Below are 17,624 nucleotides of genomic sequence, written 5' to 3' on the forward strand. Positions count from 1 at the left end.
GACGGCGCGGGCTGGACCGGGGAACTGCACAGCGCCTGCACCGGCTGCTGTATTCCTTCCTCGGCTGTCACCTCTTAGGTCATCGCACGGCTCGGAGGAGTGTTACGCCCAATCTTCGTGTCCCGAGTCACACCGCATTCGCGACGAACCAGACGTAGTGGTGTCAAGCGTACATTCGGCGCCGCCGACACCCTGGCGCGTCCGGGGAACCCTGCCGGGCTCCCCGGACCGCGCTCGGATCCGGCGGCTCTCCCTGCGTACGCGCCCGTGTGCTGCCGGCCACGGCCCGCGGATCAGTGCTCTCGGGGGGCGGGGACCACGCGGGGCTCCACCTCGGGGTGGACCGTGAGCAGTTGGCGCATGGCGGTCTCGGCCCCGAGGGCGTCCCCCGCGGCGAGGGCGTCGACGATCCGGGCGTGGTGGGCCAGGCAGCTCTCTCCGGGCCGGTCGCAGCCGGTGACCAGCCCGCCGGAGACCTGGAGGGCGGCGCCGACGATGCCGGAGAGGTGCTCCAGCATGCGGTTGCCGGCGAGCTGGATGAGCAGGGAGTGGAACTCGGTGTCGGCCCGGGAGAAGGTGATGCCGTCACCCTGCGCGTACGCGTGCCCCATGATCTCGACCATGTCGGAGAGGCGCTGCTGCACGTCCTCGCGTCCGTGACCGGCGGCGAGACGGGCCGCCAGCGGCTCGATGGTCCAGCGCAGCTCGTTGAGCTCGCGGCGCTGGTCGTCGCGCTGCGGACCGAAGGCTCGCCACTCGATGATGTCGGGGTCGAGCAGGTTCCAGTCGCTGACCGGGCGGACCCGGGTGCCGACGTTGGGCCGGGCACTGACGAGGCCCTTGGCCTCCAGGACGCGGAGCGACTCGCGCACCACGGTGCGCGAGACCTCGAAGCGCTGGCCGATCTCCTCGGGGACGAGGGGGCGGTCCGCGCCGAGGTCGCCGGAGACGATCATCTGGCCGAGCTGCTGGACGAGCTGGCCGTGCAGGCCGCGGCCGCGGCTGCCGGCGGTGCGGCGGCCGACCCGGCCGAGGTCCGTCTCCACGCCCTCCCAGGCGGGCGGGCTCACGCGGTCGGCGACAGGGGCCTCCGCGTAGGGGTAGCGGTCGAGATCGCCCGGGGCGCCGAGGCCGGAGTCGACGGAGCGGGCGGCGGTCATCATCGTGTGCGCAAGGGTACTCACGCATCCTTTGTCGGCGTGCCCTCCGTGACCCTTGAGGTCTTTGGTGAAAAGCACACGAAAGGGTGATCGGCACCCCCTACACAATTGACGATTATTCGGACATAACCGGCATTCTCCAAGGGAGTTGCGACCCAAGCGGAAGAGACCGATCCGGGAGCGGTCACCAACGGGCCTGCCGACGAACGCCGGTGAGCAGATAGGCGCAGAGCAAAACCGTCAACGTGAGCGCGAGAGCCACACCGGCGGGCTGCGCCACGACCACCAGGACCCCCTCGAACCACCGGTCGAGCGAGGGCGCCCAGCGCGGTCCCGCGAACTCGCCCAGGCGCGCCGGGAGTCCGGCGACGGACCGGACGGCGGGACCGCTCATCACCTGGCCCAGCAGCGGGACGAGGGCGACCGGGACGAAGAGGACCGCGGCCACTCCGGCCGCCGCCGCGCGGAACACGCCGGCTCCCAGCACCCCCGCCCACGCGCAGCCGACCGCGAGCGCCAGCCAACTCGCACTCATGGCAGCCCAGTTGTCCGGTACGGAGATCAACTCGGCGCCGTAGAGGAGGCGGAGGGCGGCCAGATCGACCGCCGCCACCAGCGCGCCCAGGAGCAGCGCCAGGGCCGCCGCGACGGCGAGTTTGGCGAGCAGCAGCGCGAGCCGTCGGGGTACGGCCCCGCGTCCCGCCGCGAGCGCGGGATAGCGGTACTCCTCGCCGAAGGCGAGGGCTCCGAGCAGACCGGCACCGAGCGCGGCCGGCGGCAACGGCAGCAGGTCGGGCCAGGCCGCCAGGACCGCCGGGAGCGGGGTGCCCCCGCCCCGCCCGAGCAGCACGGCGAGCACGGCCGACACCGCGAGGACGGCCGCCGCCACCAGCCCCGTGGACGGTACGCCCGAGATCCGGCGCAGCTCGTACCGCAGCGGCCGCAGGGGTGAGCGGATCGGCCGGCGCGCCCTCGCGGCCCGGTCGGGGCCCGCGGCCGTTCCCGGCCCGCCGTACGCCCCCTCCTCCCCCGCCTCCTCCGGCCGGGCGGGGACGGGGCCCGTGTCGCCGGTCTCCTCCACGAGCCGGTGCACGGGGACACCGTGCCGGAAGGCGGTGTCCCCCACCTGGGCACAGTCGCCGCCGTACACCAGGAGGAGGGTGCCGTCCTCCGTGACGACCTCGACCGGACGGCGTGCCGCCCTGGCCTCCTGGGCCACGGCGGCGGCGAGCCGGGCGGCGTGCGGGGTGCGGACGGCGACCCTCGGCCGCAGCCGGGTGCGCGCGAAGTCGCCGACGCCTTGGGCGGCGACCAGGCGGCCGGCGTCGAGGGTGACGACGCGGTCCGCGTTGCGGGCCGCGTCCTTGGGGTCCCTGGTGGTGTACAGGACCGTGCCGCCGGCCTCCGCGTGCGCGCGCAGCAGCTCGTGGAGCCGGGCCTGCTCCCCGGGGGACAGACCCGCCCCCGGGTCGTCCAGGATCAGCGTGTGCGGCGTCCCCAACAGGGCTGCGGCCAGGGCGAGTCGGCGGTCGGCCCCGCGCGGCAGGGTGCCGATCCGCCGCCCCTCCAGGCCGGTGAGCCCCACGGCGCTGATCACCTCGTCGGCCCGGGCGACCGGAACTCCCGTGCCCGCGGCGAGCATCCGCAGCTGTCCGCGCACGGTGCGGGAGGGATGCCCGGGCACGTCGCCGAGGACCACGCCGATCTCACGCGCGGGCTGCGCGATCCGGCGCAGCGTCCGTCCGCGGAAGTAGGCGAGTCCGCGCCCCGGGTCGAGTTCGAGCAGGAGGCGCAGGGCGGTGGTCTTGCCGGATCCCGGTGCGCCGACGAGGGCGGTCACGGCCCCCGGCGGGGCTTCGAAGGTCAGATCGTCCACGGCGGGCGGGCGATCGCGGCGGGGGGTGCTGGTCAGTCCGATGGCCTGGAGCATCGCTTCTCTCGCGGTAGGTGTCACCGCTCCGCGGACAGGGCGGCGCTACCGCAGCAAGATAACGCCAGATTTCGGACTTTCGCCGCAGGGTTGCCGCCCCGGGGGCGGCGGATCGACGGGCTCGTCAGACCTCGGGACGCAGCATCGGCGGGTTGAGCAGGGTGGCGCCGCCGGCCCTGAACAGCTGGGCGGGACGGCCTCCCTGACGCGTGGTTGTCCCGCCGGTCGGCACGAGGAAGCCGGGCGTGCCGGTGACCTTGCGGTGGAAGTTGCGCGGATCGAGGGAGACGCCCCAGACGGCTTCGTAGACCCTGCGGAGCTCGCCGACGGTGAACTCGGGCGGACAGAACGCGGTGGCGAGCGAGGAGTACTCGATCTTGGAGCGGGCCCGCTCCACCCCGTCGGAGAGGATCTGGGCGTGGTCGAAGGCGAGCGCGTCCGGGGAGTCGCTCCCGGCCGCGCGGGCCTGGTCGAGGAGTTCCTCCACGGGTGCCCAGCGCGCGCTGTTGGCGTCGCCGCCCGGCCGGGGCGCGGGCAGGTCGGGGGCGAGCGCGAGGTGCGCGACGCTCACCACTCGCATCCGCGGGTCCCGCTCGGGCGCTCCGTACGTGGCCAGCTGCTCCAGGTGCGCGCCGTTGTCCGGCACCGGCGGGGGCGCCGAGGGGTCGTGGGCGCGCAGCCCGGTCTCCTCGGCCAGCTCGCGGGCGGCGGCCGCGCCGAGGTCCTCGTCGGCGCGGACGAAGCCTCCGGGCAGCGCCCACCGGCCCTGGAAGGGCGCTTCTCCCCTGCGGACGACCAGGGTGCACAGCGCGTGACTCCGCACGGTGAGGACGACCAGGTCGACGGTGACAGCGAAGGGCGGGAAGGCCGACGGGTCGTAGCGAGGCATGGGGCGATCATAGTCGTCTCCCTGACGATAAGCACGACCCGCGTGCTCGCCGTCCTGCGCTTCCTCCCCCGGTCGCGAGGACTTCGTCGTCTCCGTGCCCGGCATCCGTCATACCCCCAACTGCAGACCCTCGGCGGCCTCCTCGACCATACCGAGTCCGAGGCGGCTCACCCGCACGGCGAAGGGTTCGCCGGCGACCACGAATCCCGAGAACCGGATCGCCCCCAGCGGTGCGGAGGGCATCGGTTGGACGGCCACGCTCCGGCCCGGGGCGTCGGGGCGGATCCCCGCCAGGGCGGCGAGCGCGTGGACCGCTCCGGCGGCCGCGACGGCGGCGGGCCGGCAGGCTGCCGGGTGCGGCAAGGGGCGCGCGCCCGCGGTGCGCTGCTCGCCCGCGTACATCTCGGGGAGCCGGTGGTCGAAGTGCTCGGCGGCGTCCAGGAGGCCCCGCAGCAGGCCCGCCGCCTCCTTCTCGTATCCGGCGGCCGCGAGTCCGGCGACGGCGACGGCCGTCTCGTGGACGCGGACGGCACCGGCCCGGTGGCCGAACGGGTTGTGTCCGGGTTCCTTGGCGCCGAGGCCGCGCAGTCCCCAGCCGGAGTCGAGCGCCGGGGTGCCGAGCAGTCGCGCGACCTGTTCGGTCTCCGCCCGGTCGAGGAGCCCGGGGGCGTACCCGCCGCCGTCGAGGAGCCCGGTGTCGAGGAGGTGAGCGGCCCACCCGCCGAGCTGGGACCAGGAGCGTCCTCCCGCGGCCCGGGCGGCGGCGGGCCGGCCGCCGGACGGGTCGTCGAGCCAGAAGGTGCTCCGGAAGCGCTCGCGCAGGGTGCGGGCCGCGGCCCTGAGGTCCGCGCCGCCGGGCCGCCCGCAGGCGTCGAGGAGGTCGGCCCCGAGCAGGGCGGCCCGGTGGGCGTGGGCCTGGGTCTCGGCCCGCCAGGGGCCGCCGGGCGCCGGGTCCGGCAGCAGTCCGTCCTGGTCGAGGCCGCGGCGCAGCCAGCCGAGGCAGCGCTCCGCCACCGGAAGGAGCTCGTCGAGGTCGGCCGCGGGGAGACCCCAGCGCCGGGCCTCGGCGAGGACGACGGGGTAGGCGAGGGTGGCCTCGACTCCGGTGCAGCGGGGCGGGAGGTGCGGACCGGCGTCCCGCAGCGGGCCGGGAAGGCGTCCGGCCTCGGTCCCGGTGGTGAGCTGGTTGTGTCCGAGGGCGCGGAGCGTGGTGACGGCGAGGCGGGTGCCGAGCGGCAGGGCCATGCGGGCCGCCCAGAGGGCCTCCGCGGTGACGGGGCCGCAGCGCCACGGGACGCCGGCCGCGAGATGGACGTCGGCGGGGTGCGCGGAATCGCGCTGGAGAAGGGCTCGGAGGTCCTCGACGGAGGCGCGGAGCAGAGCCCCCGGCCGGGGGTCGTCGCCCTCCGCCTGGGCGTCGGGGAGCAGGTGCCCGCCGGGGCGGCCGGTCCCGCCGGACGGGGTGGCGCCGGGAGCGCCTCCGGCGTGGACGCGGAGGTGGAGGGTGAGGGCGGCGCCGGGGGCGAGGTCGGCCTCCCAGCGGAGGACCCCGGCCGCCGCCAGGGCGTCCATGGGCGCCGGGTCGGCGGTGACGGCGACGGACCGTCCGTCGGGGGCGGTCCAGCGGAGGCCGGTGCCGTGGACGCTGGCCCGGAGGTCGGGGCGGGCCCGGCCGGACGCGATCGCGCCCAGCTCCGCGAGATCCGTGCCCAGCACGATTTCCACCGGGAGGCGGACCGGGCGGGGGACGGCGCTGCGGAGGGTGATCCGCTCGGTGCCGTCGGCGCCGCGGGAGCGCTCGACGGTGACGCCCGGATCGGGTCCGGTGTCCCCGGGGGCGCGGAGGGCGCCGACGAACACGGCCCGGTCGGCGGCGGCGAGCCGCCCCTGGAGGGGGACGGGCTCGCGCCCGGCGATCCGCAGCACGCTGCGGGAGAGGAGGCGGCGTCCCGACGCGTACACGCCTTCGGGTCCGTGCCCGGTGAGCTGGCCGTGCCGGGGAGAGACGGCGAAGGCGGGCAGGGCCACGCACAGGAGGGCGTCGTGGACCGGGGGGAGTTCCCCGGGGCGGGCTCCGGGGGCGGCGGGGGCGCTCCCTCCCGGGAGGGGTTGCCTGGTGGGCTGTTCCGTCGGGTGTCCGGGGGCCGGGACAGGGCTGAGGACCATGAGGGGTATGGCGTGCTCTCTGTGCGATCCGGACGGCCGGCAGGACGTCGGCGGCACGGCTCGCCCGGCTCCGCCACAGAGGTGAACGGTCGGGCGGTGCGCGGGGTCACGGTCGTCATCGGCCGCTCCTCGTCCCTCGTCGGCCGCCGGGCCGCGGAGCGGAGCCGCCGGGCCGGGTGGAGGCCCGTCCTGCGGGCCGCGCGCCCGGAGCTCCGCGGCCCCGGAGGGTGGCGGGCCCCGTCCTCGGGAGAGCCGGTCGCGGTCCGCCGTGACGGGCGGCCCGGGTGCGGGTCCGCGTCCGGGTACTGCGGGTGTGCAGGGCCGTGGTGCGCTCGGCCGCCTCCCGGTTCTCGCGCTCCCCGCGCAGGCAGGACCGCAGCGCTTCGGGATCCAGACCCTCGTTGCACGCCTGGTGGAGCAACCGGGCGAAGACGTACTCGGGATCCGCCCGGAGGGCGAGGTTGAGGGCGACGCGGGCGGTCGGTTCGTCGCCGGTGGACCAGGCGGCCCAACCGGCCAGGGACAGCGGGGCGGCGGCGTACTCCTCGTAGGGGGCGACGCAGCGCCGGGCGAGGACGCGCCAGAGCCTTGCGGCGGCGGCGCCTTCGCCTCCCTCCATCCATTCGGCGAGGCGGTCGCGGGTGAGGCGGTCCTGGAGGCCCAAAATCACGGCCGCCGCCTCGGCGGGCTCGACCCGGGCGTCGTCGTCGGCGTCGAGCACGGCACGGCCCAGGCGGGCTCCGTCCGCCCCGGTCCGGCGCGGCGGCTCGGCGAACCTGCCCAGGAGCCGGCCCGCGAGGGCCAGGGTGGTCTCGCGCACCAGCGCCCGGCCCCGCTCCTCCGCGCCCTCCACGACTCGGGGGACGATCGCGGCCGCGGCCGCGTCGAGGGCGGAGCGCTGCTCCGCGTCGCCGGGCGCTCCGGTGGGCTTGAAGCCGGCTTCGAGGTCTCGGAGCGAGCCCCGCACCTGGATCCCGGCGTAGGCCGCCGCCGCGGCCATCACCGAGGTGCCGCTGAGGGCGAGCGGGGTGCCCTCGGGCGGGCAGCACCGTTCGTCGGGGCAGCAGTACGAGAAGTGGCGGCCGTCGGAGATGCACAGCACCTCGTAGACGGGGATGTCGAGGGCGCCGCAGGCCGTCCTGAGCCGCTGGGCGAAGGGGCGCAGCCGCTCGTGGACCTGGGCGGCGGTCTCGCCCGGGCGGGGGTCCTGGCAGAGGAAGCCGACGATGCCGTCGGGTGGCGCGCTGTGCCGGGCGGACGTCTCGACGAGGCATTCGGCGAGGTGGTCCGCGGTGGAGTCCCATTCCCCGGGCGCGCGGGGAATCCCGACCCTGATCCGGCCGCCGAAGCGTCCGTTGGCTCCGTGCAGGGCGACGAGGACGACCGAGTCGGTCGGGTGGAAGCCGAGCACGAACGGCAGGGCGTCGGCGAGCTCGGACGGGCTGCGCAGGGTGATCTGCCGGCCGTGGGTGGATGCGCTGGTCTCGTGGTGATTCGCGTTCATGACGAGGACGTTCTCGTGATCTCCGATTTCCTACAACCCCTGTGGATAACTTCATCAAATGCAGTGTGATGACCTGATTTGCACTGTCCACAGATCGCCGTCCGGTTCGCCGAATGTCCGAGGCATCGGGTTGCATGGGACGCATGACCCACGCAGACCTCCCGGAAGACCGAGCCGCGCTCCGCGCCACGGCCGACGCCGTACTCGCCCGACTCGTCGGCGATCCGACCGGCACGGCGAGGCTGCGCGAGGACCAGTGGCGCGCCATCGAGGCCCTGGTCGCCGACCACCGCCGGGCGCTGGTGGTCCAGCGGACCGGCTGGGGCAAGTCCGCCGTGTACTTCGTGGCGACCTCCCTGCTCCGCGAGCGCGGCAGCGGTCCCACGGTGATCGTGTCGCCGCTGCTCGCGCTCATGCGCAACCAGGTGGACGCGGCGGCGCGCGCGGGCATCCGGGCGCGCACGATCAACTCGTCGAACTCGGAGGAGTGGGAGAGCGTCCACGAGGAGGTCGCCGCCGGCGAGGTCGACGTCCTGCTCGTCTCCCCGGAGCGGCTGAACAATCCGGACTTCCGCGATCAGGTCCTGCCGCGGCTCGCGGCCGCCACGGGACTGCTCGTGGTCGACGAGGCGCACTGCATCTCCGACTGGGGACACGACTTCCGGCCGGACTACCGACGGTTGCGGACCATGCTGGCCGACCTCCCGGCCGGAGTCCCGGTGCTCGCCACCACCGCCACGGCCAACGCCCGGGTGACCGCGGACGTCGCCGAGCAGCTCGGCACCGGCGCGGGCACCGACGCCCTGGTCCTGCGCGGCCCGCTGGACCGGGAGTCCCTCAGCCTCGGCGTGGTCACGCTGCCCGACGCGGCCCACCGTCTGGCCTGGCTCGCCGACCACCTCCACGAGCTGCCCGGCTCCGGCATCGTCTACACCCTGACCGTCGCGGCAGCGGAGGAGGTCACCGCCTACCTCCGCCAGTGCGGTCACGCGGTCGCCTCCTACACGGGACGCACGGAGAACGCGGACCGCCAGCAGGCCGAGGACGACCTGCTCGCGAACCGGGTGAAGGCACTGGTGGCGACCTCGGCCCTCGGCATGGGCTTCGACAAGCCGGACCTCGGCTTCGTCGTGCACCTCGGCTCGCCGTCCTCCCCCATCGCCTACTACCAGCAGGTCGGCCGCGCCGGGCGCGGGGTGGAGCACGCCGAGGTGCTGCTGCTGCCGGGCAAGGAGGACGAGGCGATCTGGCGGTACTTCGCCTCCGTGGCCTTCCCGCCGGAGGAGCAGGTGCGCCGGACGCTCGACGTGCTCGCCGGTGCGGGCCGGCCGATGTCGCTGCCCGCGCTGGAGCCTCTGGTCGAGCTCCGCCGGACGAGGCTGGAGACGATGCTCAAGGTCCTCGACGTGGACGGGGCCGTACGCCGGGTCAAGGGCGGCTGGGAGAGCACCGGACAGGCGTGGGTGTACGACACCGAGCGGTACGACTGGGTGGCTCGGCAGCGGTCGGCCGAGCAGCAGGCGATGCGTGAGTACGCCACCACGACCGGCTGCCGGATGGAGTTCCTGCGGCGTCGGCTGGACGACGAGGAGGCCGCTCCCTGCGGTCGCTGCGACAACTGCGCGGGCCCGCGGTTCGACCCGAAGGTGACGGACGCCGCGCTCGACGCGGCCCGTGGCGAGCTGGGCCGTCCGGGTGTGGAGGTCGAGCCCCGCCGGATGTGGCCGACCGGTCTCGCCGCCGCCGGCGTCGATCTGAAGGGCCGGATCCCGGCCGGTGAGCAGGCCTTCTCCGGCCGCGCGCTCGGACGCCTCTCGGACATCGGCTGGGGCAACCGGCTGCGTCCCCTGCTGGCCGAGGCGGCGCCGGACGGACCGGTGCCGGACGACGTGGTGCAGGCGGTGGTGCAGGTGCTCGCCGACTGGGCGAAGGGACCCGGCGGTTGGGCGTCCGGCGCCTCCGACGCCCCGGCCCGTCCGGCAGGCGTGGTCACCGTGGCCTCGCGGCGACGGCCGGCCCTGGTCGGCTCGCTCGGCGCGCGCATCGCCGAGATCGGCCGGATGCCGCTCCTCGGCTCGGTGGAGTACGTGCCCGAGGCGGCGGACGCGCACCTATCCCGTACGAACAGCGCGCAGCGCGTGATCGGGCTGCACCGGGCCCTGGAGGTTCCGCCCGGGCTCGCTGAGCGCGTGGCCTCGGCAGGGGGTCCCGTGCTCCTGGTGGACGACCTGTCCGACACGGGCTGGACCCTGTCCGTGGCCGCGCGGCTGCTGCGCCGCTCCGGAGCGGAAGGAGTCTTTCCGTTGGTGCTCGCCGTCCAGGGTTGAGACTGGCTGGGAAACGGCGAGTGAATACTGGGTAACTGGGCAGGGATATCAGTGGCATAACGGTTGATTACCGTCAGCTGCCTCAATTGCTCGTTGCCGCCCCCGCTCGGGCCACGCCAGAATTGGGGAACCGCCCCACACGGCTCGAAGCGGTCCGGAAGGACTGTGCCGTGCTGCGCCCTCACCCGACTTTGCCCGCCTCGCGGGCGCGTATCCGAAGGGAGGACCGTGACCCTCGGATTCGCTCCGTCCACCGCCTCGCTCGGCTCGAAATCCGCCTCAGCCAGCCGGCTCGCCCGGATGCTGGAGCCCGCCGACTGGGCCGCGGCCGGAATTCCCTTGCTGCGCAGTCCGCGTGAGGTCGTGAGCGGGCTGCACTCCCGCCATCGTCCGCTGCCCACGACCGCTGTAGTGGCGGTGCTCGACCACGAGGAACGACTCACCGCGAGCGCCTCGTTCACGCGTCGCCCCGGCCCCGCCGACGGCTGGGAGTTCCGGAACGCGCTCCTCGCCCATCTGCGGCGTGTGGTCCCGCACGACCTGCGGCGCCGCGCCCCCGTCCGGACCGCGGTGCTCGTGTACTGCCGTGACGGCGACGAGCGCTGGACGGAGGACGACGGGGCCTGGATGTGGGGGCTCCGCGACGCCTGCACGCTGCACGGCCTGCGGTGCGGCGCCTACATCACCCTGACGAAGGCCGGCTGGCAGGTCTTCGGCGAGGGCCGGGGCGGCCGTCGGCCGAGCTCGGACTCCACGCCGCTGGCACTCGGCGAGCCGAACATCGAGATCGGCCACCTCGCGCCGCGGACGGCGGGCGGGGCGGCCGAGCCCTTGCGCAGGGCAGCGGCGCGCTGAACAGTCCGGCCGCTCCGCCGGGCCGTCGCCGGTCCGGCGGAGACGCGACCTGTCAGACCCCGGCGCCGAGCAGCGCGCCGGCCCACTGCGAGTCGCCGCAGACCACGAGCAGGGTTCCCGCACGCGACAGGGCGACGGGGAGGGCGCGCGTGGCGACCTCGTCGTCCCCGCCGTTCACGGCGACGATCACCACGGGACGGGCGACGACACGGTCCACCGAGGCGGCGTCCGCGAAGAACACGTCCTCGGCGGTGTCCTGCTGGGCCCAGTAGGCGGCTTCGCCGAAGGACAGCTCGTGCGCGGCCCACGGGTGGCGGTCGCCGGTGGTGAGCACCAGGACCTCGCCGGGAGCGCGACCGCTGTCCAGGAGCAGGTCGAGGGCCTCCTCGGCGGCGTCGAGCGCGCCGTCGGCGGGGGCCGGGATGAGCTGGAGCTGGGGGCTGCCGTCGCCGGAACGATTCTCCGGACGGCTCTTGGGCGCGGGCGGGCCGGGAACGGGCCGCTGGGCCGACGGGCCGGGACGGGCCGGACCGGGGCCCGGATGACCGGGTCGCGGGGAGGCCGCCGAACGCGGACCGGGTACGGGACGGGGGGTCGGCGCGGGGCGGCCGGCGGCCGCGGTGGCGCTAGGACCCTGGGCGCTCTCGTGAATCTGAGGCTCCTCGGGAGTCAGAGGCATGGGTGGATGTCTATCAAATGCCGTTTCGGACGGCATCGTCGGGTGGGCACACGGGGGTGCCCCCGGTCCGGCGGGACCTCGTCGACGAGGTCCCGCGGCCGGAAGATCAGAAGTCGAAGCCGAGTTGGCCCCCGCTCTCCAGAGCGGCCGCCTCGACGGAGAGGCGGACCTTCTTGAGATGACGCCATCGGGGCATGGCGTCCAGGTAGGACCAGGAGAGCCGGTGGTACGGGGTGGGCCCCAGCTCTTCGAGGGCGGCCTTGTGGACGGGCGAAGGGTAGCCCGCGTTGGCCGCGAAGCCGAAGCCGGCGCAGTCGGGGCCGGTCTCCAGCTCGGCCATCATCGCGTCCCGGCGCACCTTCGCGATCACGGAGGCCGCGGCGACGGCGACGCAGGACTGGTCGCCCTTGATCACCGTGCGCACCCGCCAGGGGCTGCCCAGGTAGTCGTGCTTGCCGTCGAGGATCACCGCGTCCGGGCGCACCGGGAGGCCGTCGAGGGCCCGGACGGCCGCGAGGCGCAGGGCCGCGGTCATCCCGAGCTCGTCGATCTCCTGCGGGGACGCCTCGCCGAGCGCGTAGGCGGTGACCCAGCGCTCCAGCTCGGCGGCGAGCACGGTACGCCGCTTCGGGGTGATCAGCTTGGAGTCGGTCAGTCCCTCGGGGGGACGGCGCAGGCCGGTGACGGCCGCGCACACGGTGACGGGCCCGGCCCATGCCCCGCGTCCGACTTCGTCGACCCCGGCGACGATCTTGGCGCCGGTAGTGGCTCGGAGCGACCGCTCGACGGTGTGAGTAGGGGGTTCGTACGGCATGGCGCCTGACAGGTTACGCCGCCGGGTGCCGCGTGCGGTACCCGGATTCCCGTCAGGCGGTTCTCACCTGCGGCCCGAGCCGCCTCGGACGCTTCCCGGGCAGGCCCGCGGAACCATGATCCGGCCGTGGACAGCCGCCGGATCGGGAACGCTCCCTTCGCTGCCGCACACCCCGGAGCGGTACATGGCGAGCCCATCGGGAACGTCGGAGACGAGGCCGCCGAGGAGCCCGAAGGCGCGCCGTTCTCCCGCCCTCCCCGCCTCTGTTCGGGCCCCCGAAGCACCCGCCGGGGGTTTCTGGGCACCCGTCTCGATCAGGCCGGGAGAGCACTCAGTGGCCCGCTCGTCGCACTCGTGAAGCAATGACCCTCGGACCGGGGCCGGGGTGTGAGGGCTGCGCTGCGGAGTGCGAGGACTGCGCGTCGGGGACACAGCGGCAGAGCACATACAGCTCGCCACGGACGCCGACGAGACCGGAAGCCCCGCCGGAACGTGGAAATCCGGCCTGGTGACGTCGGCAGCCCAGCGCCGCTGCCCGGCCCCGGCGGGGCCGGGCAAGCGCCGCGTCAGCCGGTGGGCGAACCCTGCGGCACCCAGGCGGGCAGCGTCTCGGTCCGGTCCAGCCAGTCGGCCGGCGGCGCGCCCGCGGCCGAGGAGGCCACCACACCGCCGGCGATGGCGCAGGTCGTGTCGACGTCCCCGCCGACCTGGGCGGTCGTCCAGAACGTCGCCTCGAAGTCGCCCAGGGCACGGGCCGCCGACCAGAGGGCGAACGGGACGGTGTCGTGGGCACTGGTGCGCCGGCCGCTGCCGAGCACCGCCGCGACGGTGCCGGCGTCGCCGTAGTCCAGCATGTCCCGGGCTCGGCGCAGGCCCGCGCCGACCGCGCTGCGCGGGACCAGGGCGATGACCCCGTCGAGCAGCGCCTCGGGGGTGGGCGGCCCCGCCGGGGCTGCGGCGAGGGCGGCCGCCGCGGCGACGGCCATGGCTCCGACGACGGCCTCGCGGTGCTGGTGGGTGGTGTAGGCCGAGATCTCGGCCTGGTGGGTGGCCTGCTCGGGGTCGTCCGCGTACCAGGCGCCGAGCGGGGGGATGCGCATGGCGGCGCCGTTGCCCCAGGAGCCCTGGCCGTTGAAGAGCGCGGCGGACAGCTCGCGCCAGTCGCCGCCCTCGCGGATCAGCCTGAGCATCCGGTTGACGGCGGGGCCGTAGCCCCGGTCGAAGTCATGGTGTTGGGCGAAGGACATGGCCAGGGCGTCCTGGTCGATGCGGTCGTGTCGGGCGAGGACGGCGAGGACGGAGCACGCCATCTCCGTGTCGTCGGTCCATTGCCAGGGGCCGGGCGGCAGTTCGCGCCGCTTCAGGAGGGGGTAGTGCGCGGGGACGAAGAACTGGGATCCCAGTGCGTCCCCCACGGCCAGTCCGCGCAGACTGGCGAGGGCGCGGTCGAAGCGCCGGTCGAATGAGGAGTCAGCGGTCATCGGTGCGCCACTCTATCCGGTGGGGCCGTACGGTTCCGGGGTACACCAGCGTTCGAACGGGCGGTCCAGGCGGTAGCGCCCGTCCTCGCCGAGCAGCAGGACCCGGGTCTCGGCGTTGCCCGGGTTCGACAGTGATTCGAATTCGGCCACGCTCCAGTGGAACCACCTCATGCAGAAGAGCCTCATCGTCAGGCCGTGGGTGACCAGCAGGACGTTCGGCGGGTGGTCGGGGGCTTCGAAGCTGCGGTAGAGGCTCTCCAGGAACGCTCCGACACGGTCGTACACGTCGGCTCCCGACTCCCCCTGCGCGAAGCGGTAGAAGAAGTGTCCGTACGCGTCCCGGTAGACCTTCTGGAGGCGGACGTCCTCGCGGTCCTGCCAGTTGCCCCAGTCCTGCTCCCGGAGCCGCGGCTCCTCGCGGATCCTGACCTGTCCGAGCGGCAGCCGGAAGGCCTGCAGGGTCTCGTGGGTGCGGCGGTAGGGCGAGACGTACACGCTGACCGCCTCGTCGCCGAAGAGCTCCCTGAGCCGCTCCCCCGTCTCCTCCGCCTGGTGACGGCCGGTCCCGGTGAGCCGGAGGGCGTGGTCGGGCTCCCGTTCGTAGACGGTGTCGTCGACATTGCCTTCGGACTCTCCGTGCCGTACGAGAACGATGCGCCGCGGTCGTGCCATGCTCCGACCCTAGAGGGAGCCGCCCCGTTCGGCTCAGTCGAGGAGGCGGCCGGAGTCCATCCGGCGTATCCGTCCGGTGAACCTGCGCCGCAGCGCACGGTCGTGCGAGACGACCACGAGCGCCCCCGGCCACTCCTCCAGCGCCTGTTCCAGTTCCTCGACCAGGCCGAGGGCGAGGTGGTTGGCGGGTTCGTCGAGAAGCAGCAGGTCGGCGGGGCGGGCGAGCAGCCGGGCGAGCGCGAGCCGGCGGAGCTGGCCGGCCGAGAGGGCGCCGACGGGCACGGTGAGGTCGTCCGGCCGGAACAGGCCGTACGACAGGATCCGTTCGGTCAGTCCGTCCTCGTCGAGCCCGAGCGCCAGCCCGTGGCCGAAGGCGGCGAGCAGCGGCTCGGCCGGCCTGCGGACGGTGACCTCCTGGGCCAGGAAACCGGTCCGGCCCCGCCGTCTCACCTCGCCCCGGTCGGGTTCCAGGTCACCCGCCATGACGCGGAGCAGTGTCGACTTGCCCGCGCCGTTGCCCCCGTGGACGAGGAGCCGCTCGCCCGCCGCGAGCGCGAGGGTGTCGACGGCGAGGCGGCTGCCGATCCGTACCCCTTCGAGGGAGATCAGCTCGCCCTCGGCGCCACCGGTCTCGGGTCGGGCGGCGAAGGCGAGCGGCGGCGCCGGCTCGGTCACCGGTTCCTCCCTGAGCCGGCGCAGTCTCTCCCGGGCGTTGCGGACCCGGCCGGAGACCGATGCCTGGACCCGGCCGCCGGCCCGGTCGTAGGCCATCTTGTTGTTGTCCTTCCTGTCCCGGCCCGCGGCCACGGCGTGGGCCGCGCCCTCCGCGTACGTCTCCAGGCGCTCCGTCTCGGCCCGCCACTCCTCGAACTCCTGCCGCCGTCGTCGGCGTGCGGCTTCCCGGGTGGCACGGAAGCCCGCGTACCCGTCGCCGTGGCGCACGAGATCCCTGCGGTCGGTGTCGACCTCGACGAGGGCGGTGGTGACGCCCTCCAGGAAGACGCGGTCGTGGGAGACGGCGACGACCGTTCCACGGTGGCCGCGGAGGGACTCCTCCAGCCAGTCGAGCGCGGCCGGGTCGAGGTGGTTGGTGGGTTCGTCGAGCAGGAGCACCTCGGGGGCTGCGGAGACGGCGCAGGCGATCCCGAGCCGGGCCTGCTCCCCGCCGGAGAGAGTGCCGAGCCGGCGGTCCCTGGGGATCCCGGCGATCCCCAGGGCGTGGAACGCCTTGTCGACGCGGGCGTCGGCCTCGTATCCGCCGCGGAGTTCGTAAGCGGTGAGCAGCTCTCCGTACGCGGCGAGGTCGGCGGGGTCTCCGCAGCTCAGGCGGGCTTCGAGGACGCGCAGCCGTTCCTCCATGGCCCGGAGGTCGGCCAGGGCCGTGTCGACGGCATCGGCCACCGTGGACTCGGGCGGCAGCTCCGGGGTCTGGCGGAGGAGCTGTATGCCGTCCTCGGTCCGGGTGACGACCCGGCCTTCGTCCGGCGCGATCGAGCCGGCCAGGAGGTGGAGGAGGGTGGACTTGCCCGCGCCGTTCTCCCCCACGATCCCGACCCGCTCGCCGGGGCGGACGGACAGCGAGACGCGGTCGAGGAGCGTCCGCTCCCCTCGGGAGACGGTCACGTCGTGGAGCGAGATCTGTGCGGGCACGGCACCTCCAGGCGATGAGGCCAAACACAACACTTGTTGCATTAACTCCGAGTGTGGCACACTCGGAGTCACTAATGCAACGGGAGTAGCAATTGAACGATTCGACCGAGGAGCCCGGCGCACCCGCCCCGGGCAGTCGGCGCCCCGGCGGACGTACCGCCCGCACCCGGGCCGCCGTGCGCGACGCCGTCCTCACCGGCCTGGCCGAGCAGGGGTACCCGTCCCTGACGGTGGAGTACGTGGCGGAGCACTCCGGAGTGCACAGGACGACGCTGTACCGCCGCTGGGGCGGCGTGGAGGGCATGGTGGCCGACGCGCTCGCCCTCGCCGGCGAGGACGACTGGGCCCCGCCGGACACCGGCCGCCTCGCCGACGACCTGCGCGCCCTGGCCCGAGAGGTCGTCGAGGGGTTCAAGGACCCGGCCGGCGCCGCGGCGCCCACCGCCTTCGTCGGCGCGGCGTTCCAGTCGGCGCGCGCCGCGGACGCCCTGCACTCCTTCTACGCGGAGCGGTTCCGCCGCTGCGAGGTGGTCGTGGCCCGGGCGGTCGACCGGGGCGAGGCACCCGCCTCGACGGACGCCGGCGCGGTGGTCCGCGCGGTCTCCGCCCCGCTCTTCCTCCGTCTGTTCGTCACTCGCGAAGCCGTCGACACGGAGCTGGCCGACCAGGCGGCGGACGCCGCCCTGGCAGCCGTGGAGGCAGGGGTGTTCAGCCGGAGAGCACCCGCCCCGCCCGGCCGCCCCGCAGGACCGGACTCGACCGGGGACTGAGGGTTCAGACGGTCCAGGTGGGTTCGAGCCTCACCACATCACCCGAGAGGGCGGCCACGTCCGCCTCGGTCTGCGCCCGCAGGCCGAGGCGCTCCACCCGCTCCTCGCGGTACTTGCCGTGCTCCGCGGCGGAGTTCCAGAGGGACAGCACCAGGAACTCGTGGCCCGGCGCCTCGCCGAACAGCCCGCGCAGCATGCCCGGAGAGCCGGCCATCGCCGGATTCCACACCTTCTCCTGCATCAGCGCGAAGTGCTCCACCCGCTCCTCGTGGACACGGCAGTGCGCCACCCGCGCCACGTCCGCGTCGGAGAACCTCGGCTCGAAACCGGTCTTCACGTCGAAGCGATGGTCGAAGAGCTTGACCTGCGCGTCCTTGTACGTGCCGGACTGCGCGGCGGCCAGCCGGTCGTGCGACCGCGCCATGAAGGAGTCGTAGAAGGCACGGCTCTCCCAGAACGAGAAGACGTGCGCGATCTCGGGACGAGCCCGGCTCCAACCTCCGCCCTGCCCCCGGAATCCCGGCTCCCCCAGCAGCCCCGCCCACTTCCGCTGCCCCCGCTCGAACCCTCGACGGTCCACGACGGCACAGCGAATCCACTTGACCAGCACCGCGCCATCGTACGGGTCCGAGGAGCGCCCCGGCAGACCGTCGCACCAGCGGGAAGAGCGACATGAGATGCCGTCAGACACCCGATCCATTCGCGCCAGTCAGGAGGCGAGATCCGG

The 17,624-nt window shown here is 74.5% G+C and carries 14 protein-coding genes; 3 read left to right on the forward strand and 11 right to left on the reverse strand.

Annotation, left to right across the window (positions count from 1 at the left end):
* Positions 1-293 precede the first annotated feature (293 nt).
* The 5 genes from ACF1BN_RS29065 to ACF1BN_RS29085 form a co-directional block, all read right to left on the reverse strand.
* Complete coding sequence (locus ACF1BN_RS29065; RefSeq protein WP_392334561.1) at positions 294-1,184, reverse strand: FadR/GntR family transcriptional regulator; 891 nt, start codon at positions 1,182-1,184, stop codon at positions 294-296.
* A gap of 160 nt (positions 1,185-1,344) precedes the next feature.
* Positions 1,345-3,090 (reverse strand): ATP-binding cassette domain-containing protein, encoded by a 1,746-nt coding sequence (locus ACF1BN_RS29070; RefSeq protein ID WP_392334562.1) that lies wholly within the window; start codon positions 3,088-3,090, stop codon positions 1,345-1,347.
* A 124-nt stretch (positions 3,091-3,214) separates the two neighbouring features.
* Positions 3,215-3,979: an NUDIX domain-containing protein gene (locus tag ACF1BN_RS29075; RefSeq protein ID WP_392334563.1), complete on the reverse strand. Its 765-nt coding sequence runs from the start codon at positions 3,977-3,979 to the stop codon at positions 3,215-3,217.
* A 108-nt stretch (positions 3,980-4,087) separates the two neighbouring features.
* The gene (locus ACF1BN_RS29080) at positions 4,088-6,145 is read right to left on the reverse strand and encodes a glycogen debranching N-terminal domain-containing protein (RefSeq protein ID WP_392334564.1); all 2,058 of its coding nucleotides are present in this window, start codon (positions 6,143-6,145) and stop codon (positions 4,088-4,090) included.
* A 115-nt stretch (positions 6,146-6,260) separates the two neighbouring features.
* Entirely contained in the window at positions 6,261-7,649 is a 1,389-nt protein-coding gene (locus tag ACF1BN_RS29085; RefSeq protein WP_392334565.1) for a DUF4192 domain-containing protein, read from the reverse strand.
* A 143-nt stretch (positions 7,650-7,792) separates the two neighbouring features.
* Between ACF1BN_RS29085 and ACF1BN_RS29090 the strand changes: the two genes are divergently transcribed.
* Together ACF1BN_RS29090 and ACF1BN_RS29095 are read left to right on the forward strand one after the other, a co-directional pair.
* Positions 7,793-9,976, forward strand: coding sequence for a RecQ family ATP-dependent DNA helicase (locus tag ACF1BN_RS29090; protein WP_392334566.1), 2,184 nt, complete (start codon positions 7,793-7,795; stop codon positions 9,974-9,976).
* Between the two features lie 228 nt (positions 9,977-10,204).
* Entirely contained in the window at positions 10,205-10,831 is a 627-nt protein-coding gene (locus ACF1BN_RS29095; protein WP_392334567.1) for a hypothetical protein, read from the forward strand.
* A 52-nt stretch (positions 10,832-10,883) separates the two neighbouring features.
* Here ACF1BN_RS29095 and ACF1BN_RS29100 read toward each other — a convergent pair whose 3' ends face one another.
* The 5 genes from ACF1BN_RS29100 to ACF1BN_RS29120 all read right to left on the reverse strand — a co-directional run bounded on the left by ACF1BN_RS29100 (position 10,884) and on the right by ACF1BN_RS29120 (position 16,169).
* Entirely contained in the window at positions 10,884-11,510 is a 627-nt protein-coding gene (locus tag ACF1BN_RS29100; RefSeq protein ID WP_392334568.1) for a hypothetical protein, read from the reverse strand.
* 106 nt (positions 11,511-11,616) lie between these two features.
* Entirely contained in the window at positions 11,617-12,324 is a 708-nt protein-coding gene (locus ACF1BN_RS29105; protein ID WP_392334569.1) for a ribonuclease HII, read from the reverse strand.
* 566 nt (positions 12,325-12,890) lie between these two features.
* Positions 12,891-13,805 (reverse strand): ADP-ribosylglycohydrolase family protein, encoded by a 915-nt coding sequence (locus ACF1BN_RS29110; protein WP_392334570.1) that lies wholly within the window; start codon positions 13,803-13,805, stop codon positions 12,891-12,893.
* A gap of 12 nt (positions 13,806-13,817) precedes the next feature.
* On the reverse strand, positions 13,818-14,477 hold the full coding sequence (locus ACF1BN_RS29115) for a histidine phosphatase family protein (RefSeq protein WP_392334571.1): 660 nt from the start codon (positions 14,475-14,477) through the stop codon (positions 13,818-13,820).
* A 33-nt stretch (positions 14,478-14,510) separates the two neighbouring features.
* A complete protein-coding gene (locus tag ACF1BN_RS29120; protein ID WP_392334572.1) occupies positions 14,511-16,169 on the reverse strand; it encodes an ABC-F family ATP-binding cassette domain-containing protein in 1,659 nt (552 codons plus the stop codon).
* A gap of 50 nt (positions 16,170-16,219) precedes the next feature.
* On the opposite strand from ACF1BN_RS29120, the gene ACF1BN_RS29125 reads away from it, so the two are divergent.
* Entirely contained in the window at positions 16,220-16,897 is a 678-nt protein-coding gene (locus tag ACF1BN_RS29125; RefSeq protein ID WP_392334573.1) for a TetR/AcrR family transcriptional regulator C-terminal ligand-binding domain-containing protein, read from the forward strand.
* 4 nt (positions 16,898-16,901) lie between these two features.
* Here ACF1BN_RS29125 and ACF1BN_RS29130 read toward each other — a convergent pair whose 3' ends face one another.
* Positions 16,902-17,507: a YdbC family protein gene (locus ACF1BN_RS29130; protein ID WP_392334574.1), complete on the reverse strand. Its 606-nt coding sequence runs from the start codon at positions 17,505-17,507 to the stop codon at positions 16,902-16,904.
* Positions 17,508-17,624: the final 117 nt, after the last annotated feature.

Source organism: Streptomyces sp. NPDC014861, from assembly GCF_043081625.1.
In the GTDB taxonomy this organism is placed as follows: domain Bacteria; phylum Actinomycetota; class Actinomycetes; order Streptomycetales; family Streptomycetaceae; genus Streptomyces.

Excerpts from the sequence above, each read along its gene's own strand:
- ACF1BN_RS29120 (WP_392334572.1), bottom strand. The coding sequence starts at position 16,169 with ATGCAACAAGTGTTGTGTTTGGCCTCATCGCCTGGAGGTGCCGTGCCC.
- ACF1BN_RS29075 (WP_392334563.1), bottom strand. The coding sequence starts at position 3,979 with ATGCCTCGCTACGACCCGTCGGCCTTCCCGCCCTTCGCTGTCACCGTC.
- ACF1BN_RS29080 (WP_392334564.1), bottom strand. The coding sequence starts at position 6,145 with ATGGTCCTCAGCCCTGTCCCGGCCCCCGGACACCCGACGGAACAGCCC.
- ACF1BN_RS29100 (WP_392334568.1), bottom strand. The coding sequence starts at position 11,510 with ATGCCTCTGACTCCCGAGGAGCCTCAGATTCACGAGAGCGCCCAGGGT.
- ACF1BN_RS29085 (WP_392334565.1), bottom strand. The coding sequence starts at position 7,649 with ATGAACGCGAATCACCACGAGACCAGCGCATCCACCCACGGCCGGCAG.
- ACF1BN_RS29115 (WP_392334571.1), bottom strand. The coding sequence starts at position 14,477 with ATGGCACGACCGCGGCGCATCGTTCTCGTACGGCACGGAGAGTCCGAA.
- ACF1BN_RS29110 (WP_392334570.1), bottom strand. The coding sequence starts at position 13,805 with ATGACCGCTGACTCCTCATTCGACCGGCGCTTCGACCGCGCCCTCGCC.
- ACF1BN_RS29105 (WP_392334569.1), bottom strand. The coding sequence starts at position 12,324 with ATGCCGTACGAACCCCCTACTCACACCGTCGAGCGGTCGCTCCGAGCC.
- ACF1BN_RS29090 (WP_392334566.1), top strand. The coding sequence starts at position 7,793 with ATGACCCACGCAGACCTCCCGGAAGACCGAGCCGCGCTCCGCGCCACG.
- ACF1BN_RS29070 (WP_392334562.1), bottom strand. The coding sequence starts at position 3,090 with ATGCTCCAGGCCATCGGACTGACCAGCACCCCCCGCCGCGATCGCCCG.